Here is a 6,003-nt window from a genome sequence, read left to right as displayed (position 1 = left end):
TCGTCAACCGTGGAGGGCTGACGAAAAGCAAGAACGTTGGTAGTCTCGGTCATGGCGTATCGCTCTCCTTGAGAGGTTCTGGCAGGCTGGACACCCGCCTCGATACGCCGCCTCTCTCAACCCGTCATCACCCAGTTTCGGCCATAGCTCCCTTTCTCCTCGCTGCCCTCCTTCTGATCCTGATGCGTGGCGACTCACTAGAATAGATAGTGTCTCGGTTCTTGTTAGTGATGTACAAATCGTCACTAGCCTATGATGCGGCTCATCACCACTAGGAAAGAGTGCAATGATGGCAAGCCCAGTGCATCCGTTATGTCCCGTGTGCTCTTCAAGTAAACGACAAACAGTTTTGTCAACAGGCACTATCAGGCTCAAGTTGGCTTGGCTGGGTTATACGAGCCTAACCGAGTCGCAGGTGCGCGGCATATCTTCCGCGCTCTCCCCGTTCGACATTGGCAGGAGTAAGCAGCGGCGCGTTGGCAGATTCGAATCCCGCGATGGTGACGCGCCTGTTCTACGGCCATCCGCGCAAGCGGGACTGGCAGCCCGACGGAAATCCGCGACTCGTGGCGCCGTGAGTCGTCAACCGAAAAGTTGCGTTCGCTGGCTGGTCTGTCTTTTGGCTCCTGAGCCCATGGTTCGGACGACTACCCTGAGTTTCCGATGACGGCACCCCTGACAGAACTCACCCATGCCCGGCGTAAAGAGCTCGTCGTAAGAGCGTTGTCCAATATCGAGGCGCTGGAATCGGCATATGAGACCATCACGATTGGGCAGCTAGTCTCAATGCGGGCGAGAACACACGGTCCGACGATCGCGATCGACGTCTTCGAGCGCGGCCAGCGCGCGACCTACTCTGAGATAAGTCGATTGTCCAACAAATATGCGCATGCGCTGCGCGCATGCGGCGTACGCAAGCGTGATCGCATTGGGGTGTTGCTGCCCAATCGTATCGAATTCCCGATCTTGTGGTTCGCGATTGCCAAGCTGGGTGCAGTGATGGTCCCGATCAATATGCGATACACGCCGAGGGAGATTGAATACGTTCTCAGCGATACACAGGCCAAGTTCGCTGTTGTCGACGAGTCCGCATGGACAGCGATCTCCGCGGTGGAGCCGTGGCCGCGAGACCTCGCCAAGGAACGAGTAATACTCGTTGGACAGCCTTCCGGTAGGACAGCCACTACCCTGGATGAATTGCTCAAGGGCGTTGACGACTCTTTAATAGAAGAGGATATCCAACCCGACGACTTGTTGAACATCCAATATACCTCTGGAACTACGGGGTTTCCGAAGGGCTGCATGTTAACTCACGACTACTGGGCGGTCCGCTCGTACCAGGGAGCCTGCGGAGACGGGCGGCCATACCAGAGGTATCTGTCCGCGCAATTTTTCTTCTATGCCGATCCGCAGGAACATCTTCTGAAGTCGTATCGGCAGGGCGGTACGTTCTATCTGGCTCCGTCAATAAGTTCGACGCGCTTCATCGGTTGGGTCAGGCAGCACCGTATCGAGTGGTGTTTTTTTCCCGAGCCGATAGCACGCCAGGCTGAGGCCGCCGACGAAGACGGGTCGTCGACGTGCCTGCAGAAGAGCCTGACGTGGGGCTGCAGCCCTGACACGGTTCGTAAACTCCGGAAGCGGTTCCGAATACGCACACAAGATGCTTATGGGATGACGGAAATCGGGTTTGGCACACAAATGCCGAACGACCTTGATGAGATGGCCGAGTCCGGTTCGGTGGGGATTCGTGCTCCGTTTCGGCACGTGCGACTAATGAATGAAAATGGCACACCCACACCGGTCGGGGAAGTCGGCGAGCTGTGGGTAAGTGGCCGTGGGATCCTCAAGGGCTATTGGAATCGGCCGGAGTTGAATGCCGCTTTGTTCGAAGGCGAATGGTTCAAGACGGGGGACCTGCTACGCCGCGACGAGGCAGGCTTTCATTGGTTCGTAGGACGCACGAAGGAGATAATCCGACGCTCAGGCGAGAGTATTGCGGCTCGCGAGGTGGAGGCCGTCATCCGAGAGATTCCTGAGATTGCGGATGTAGTCGCTGTGCCCGTTCGCGATATGAAGCGCGGCGAGGAGGTGAAGGTCTACGTGGAGCTCAGAGAAGGTCTTACACCTGCCGATCTGTCGGTAGATCGCATTCTCCAACATGCTCGTGCCAATCTGGCAGTCTTCAAGGTGCCGCGCTACATCGCCTTTGTTCCTATGCTTCCTAGAACCAGCTCCAGCAGTGCACTGATGAAGCGTGAGCTAATGGCGGTGAGCGATCCGCTTGCCGGAGCCTACGATGCCGAGAAAAAGCGCTGGGGCTGAAGTCCACTTTCGAGCGCGAAATCGACAAGACCGCTTTTAAGGATGCCTGCTATCAGTCAACGATTTGGCAAGCTGTGACGGCTTGGCCGGAAGGGTGTCGTTCGCCTGGCAGGAGTGGGCGAACACGGCGGCGGCCTATAGCTATTAGCCAATGAGGGGCGGCCACTTCGCGGCCACGGCACGCCTTATGATGATTGTTCAGGCCCGATGCTCCTCATCCAGGACACTACGGAATTTTCCGAACACTAGCGCGATCGGCATGGCCAAGAACGTCAAGGGCGACCGGGACAAATGCGGCCGTTGGCGTCATCACACGCTCTGCGGAATGTTGATGCATTCCGGTGTCCCAGTGAAAGTCAAGGGCCTCCCGCTGGGATCGATCGCCGTGAAATTCTGCACACGGAAAAGGTTCAAAGGCACGGAGCAACTCAGGAAGAAGATCAACCGGCCCGCGTTCCCGTCGAGAAGAACGAGAGCGTTAGTTGGCTCGACAATCGCGGACAATCGATCGGACGGCTCGAACTGCCGGCGCGTTGCATTCATATCGGCGACACGAAAGTGCCATGTACGAATTGAATTGCTTGACACAACAACCCTTAGCGCTCAGTTCTGTGTCCGCGCCTGCGTCGATTGGCTGGCAGGCGATGGGGCGGCCACACGATTGCGACGGAGATGGAAGGGACCAGCGTCAAAGGCCTGCTTACGTCGATGTGCGGGACGAAAGAACGAGATGTCGAAAGCTGCACTTGAGATCAAGTTCAAGCGCATCTCGGTGTTGCTCCCGATCAGAATGCAGAACCGTTATCCCGTCCCCGACCCAACGGTGATCCAGGCCGGCGAGCGCGGTGCACCAAAAGGGGCCTAAACCGATTGAGTGGAAGCTAATTGCCGACCTGCCAGTCGGCGGAAGCTCCGAGGTAATCGAGAAGATTGACGGGCGCGCTATGCGCTGGAAAGAGGTATTCGAGTAGATCCTGAAATCGGATTGCATGGCGAAAAACTCAAAACTGCGGACCAGGAGCATCGCGCCAACGTGATGGGGGACTTCTGCAACTCAGTTGGCGCGTCGTCTGCCTGACCATGCTCAATCGCGCGGCCTCAGAGGCATCACCGAATATGGCCTTGCCGAACGTCGAAGTCGCATTGCTCGATGAGTCCATCAGCGACGCCGGCAAATCACCATCTCCCCTGGAGTGCTCACATTCTTGTCAAGCGACGTCCGGATTTAACCCCGCATATTGCCTCAGCTGACAATGTTACCGAAGCGCCCCCAGCTGTCGCCGAATTTGGACGCCGCGGGTCCGAGCAAGCCGCTCGCGAAGCGCGCCCTCCAGAGCGCCGTAGCGAGCGAGCGGCTTGCGGTGATTCGGCGAAGCAACCCGTGGCATCTAGACACCGAGGCACGAAGCTCGGACCGATAGTATGGTTTCGGTGCTGCTGATGAGCTGTCGAGCGGCCTTTGATCGCCAATTCTTCACCAACCGCTGCACCGTACGCCGCTAACGGCCACTGAACTGAGCGGGCGCATGCGCTGCCAGCCGGGAGAGAAGATCGACCGCGGACAAGTGCGGAGCCGCGGCGAGCCATTCCTCGATCATGGGAATGTATGGGTCGAGCATCGATGGCCGACGTGGCACAGGTTTGCGCCGCACATAGCGGCGCCGATGAATGCCCCGCTGCTCACCCTGTTTCCAACCATCGCCGAGCTCTCGGGCAAAGGCGGCCAAGTCGCTTTGCACCGGCGCGACGGTCATCCCTGGCTTTCCCTCGCGCTGATCAACGCGCTTGCCCAGCTCATTTTGAGCGTCCCGCATCTGTGCCAGCAATGCCACCGGATCAAGCGTGCGGTAAATCTCCCGCAGCCGACATTTGAATGCCTCATTGAGATGCGGGTGGACCATTGCTCGTTCGTACGGAGTAGCGGGAGGAAGATAACGCTTATCACCTTGGCACCTTCGCGGTGCTTGTCCTTCAGCTTAAACGAGGGCTGGAAGAAATTGATGTGCAGCCGTGCCGCGGCAAACAGGCGAGCTAATGAACGAGCGGCATCAATGCCTTCAAAGCGCCCGTAGCCCACCAGGCGTCGAACGATAGCTCCGTTGTTCTGTTCAACGAACGCTTGATCGTTCTTCTTGTACGCCCTGGAACGAGTGACTTCGACATCGTGAGAACGGCACCACGACACGACCGTGTCGTTCATGAAGGCGCTGTCATTGTCATCGAGACCGCAAACTGGCTAGGGAAATAGGTTCTGGGCGCGCTCGAGGGCCTCAACCACAAGCGCTGCTTGACGCACGACGAGCGGAAAGCATTCGGTCCACCCCGTTGCGATATCCACCATTGTTAGTGTCTGAATAAAGGCGCCGGATACGGACATGACGCCGTGCGCAACCAGATCCGCTTCGCAGTACCCCGGCGGAGGTGATCCCCAGTCATTGAACGTACGCACCGGGACTTGCCGCCGTACGGCACTGGAAAAGCCCGCCCGTCTCGTCCTCCGGCTGCTGCGATCCTTACGTCGCTCAGCAGGCGATCGATCGTCGCTGCGCTCACCCTCAAAACCTTCGACTGCTCATCGGCCGAAAGCTTCAATCTGCCGTGCCGTTCAAGAGCCGGAAGCAAGAACGGGATCATCGCGGCGAGCCGCTTACTGCAAAGTCGGTCAGACGCGTCCCATAGCACAATCAGTGCCATGCGTACGGAAGCTCCGTAGGTCCGGCCCCGCCGCCGCTGCACGGCCGATCCCGATGCCCCGTCCACTGACAGCGCTCGGATCGCGTGCTTGCGATGCCATCCCGCAACGGCGCACGGCTCGTCTAGGATCCGTCCCTTCTCGAGCCGCCCGCTCGCCCGATAACGCTCGGCCAGCGCTGATGTGATCTCGCGCTTTGCGCGCATGCTGATCTTCCCTGCCATAGCCGCCACCGAACTGATTCGGCAGCTCCGCCCCGGACACGACAGGGAAGTCGTCCGGTAACATTTTTAGCGAGGCTATGCGCCCCGCTGCGACATGAGGAAGTGACTCCCCTCGCTGGAACTGAAGCAAGCCGCTCGAGATGCGCGCCCCTCTTAGCCTTCTCCTTCGACCGATACCTGTCGCTGCGGATTGTGATGACGTGACTGTGGTGCAGCAGACGATCAAGGATCGCGGTGGCGACCGCGGGGTCGCTGAAGACCGAGCCCCACTCGCCGACGCTGCCGTTGCTGGTAAGCAGGATCGCGCCTCGCTCGTAACGGCGGCTAACGAGCTGGAAGAAAAGATGCGCCGCATTGGGCTCAAAGGGCAGATATCCGAGCTCGTCCATGATCAGGAGCATTGGCTTGGCAAATTGCGCGAGCCGCTCCTCAAGCCCGCTCTCGCTGTGACCTTTGGTAAGCTGCGCAACGACCGTGGTGGCTGCGACGAACTGCACGGAATGCCCAGCCAGGATCGCTTCACGTCCCAGCGCGGCCGCAAGGTGCGACTTGCCACGCCAAGCGGCCCAAGCAGCAGCACGTTCTGGCCATTGGTAATCCGGCGCGCGCCGGCAAGCTCGCGTACCTGCTTGGATCTAGCGACGGCTGGGCCGAGAAGTCGAAGCCGGAGAGATCGCGAACGAACGGGAAGCGAGGAAGCACCCGTCAGCCCGGCGACCTCCAGCTCCATCAACCGCTGAGCGGAAAAGCCGATCCTCTCGC

At 59.1% G+C, this 6,003-nt stretch carries 3 protein-coding genes and 2 pseudogenes; 2 read left to right on the top strand and 3 right to left on the bottom strand.

Annotated elements, in window-relative coordinates; translation table 11 throughout:
* The first annotated feature begins 663 nt into the window (after positions 1-663).
* Together CVM73_RS36740 and CVM73_RS41580 are read left to right on the top strand one after the other, a co-directional pair.
* Entirely contained in the window at positions 664-2,325 is a 1,662-nt protein-coding gene (locus tag CVM73_RS36740; protein ID WP_100236616.1) for a class I adenylate-forming enzyme family protein, read from the top strand.
* A gap of 730 nt (positions 2,326-3,055) precedes the next feature.
* Positions 3,056-3,190 carry a hypothetical protein gene (locus tag CVM73_RS41580; RefSeq protein ID WP_283809986.1) on the top strand — a complete coding sequence of 45 codons (135 nt, stop codon included), beginning with the start codon at positions 3,056-3,058 and terminating at the stop codon, positions 3,188-3,190.
* A 523-nt stretch (positions 3,191-3,713) separates the two neighbouring features.
* Here CVM73_RS41580 and CVM73_RS39515 read toward each other — a convergent pair.
* The 3 genes and pseudogenes from CVM73_RS39515 to istB form a co-directional block, all read right to left on the bottom strand.
* A pseudogene (locus CVM73_RS39515) lies at positions 3,714-4,079 on the bottom strand (hypothetical protein).
* Positions 4,076-4,525 (bottom strand): transposase family protein, encoded by a 450-nt coding sequence (locus CVM73_RS39510; RefSeq protein ID WP_146006721.1) that lies wholly within the window; start codon positions 4,523-4,525, stop codon positions 4,076-4,078. Before CVM73_RS39510 ends, CVM73_RS39515 begins: the two are co-directional and overlap by 4 nt.
* An 862-nt stretch (positions 4,526-5,387) precedes the next feature.
* A pseudogene (gene istB, locus CVM73_RS41885) lies at positions 5,388-5,940 on the bottom strand (IS21-like element helper ATPase IstB); the annotation flags it as partial.
* Positions 5,941-6,003: the final 63 nt, after the last annotated feature.

It is taken from the genome of Bradyrhizobium forestalis, assembly GCF_002795245.1.
In the GTDB taxonomy this organism is placed as follows: Bacteria; Pseudomonadota; Alphaproteobacteria; order Rhizobiales; family Xanthobacteraceae; genus Bradyrhizobium; species Bradyrhizobium forestalis.
Note: the sequence above shows the minus strand (reverse complement) of the source record. Positions and strands in the feature narration are given on the sequence as shown.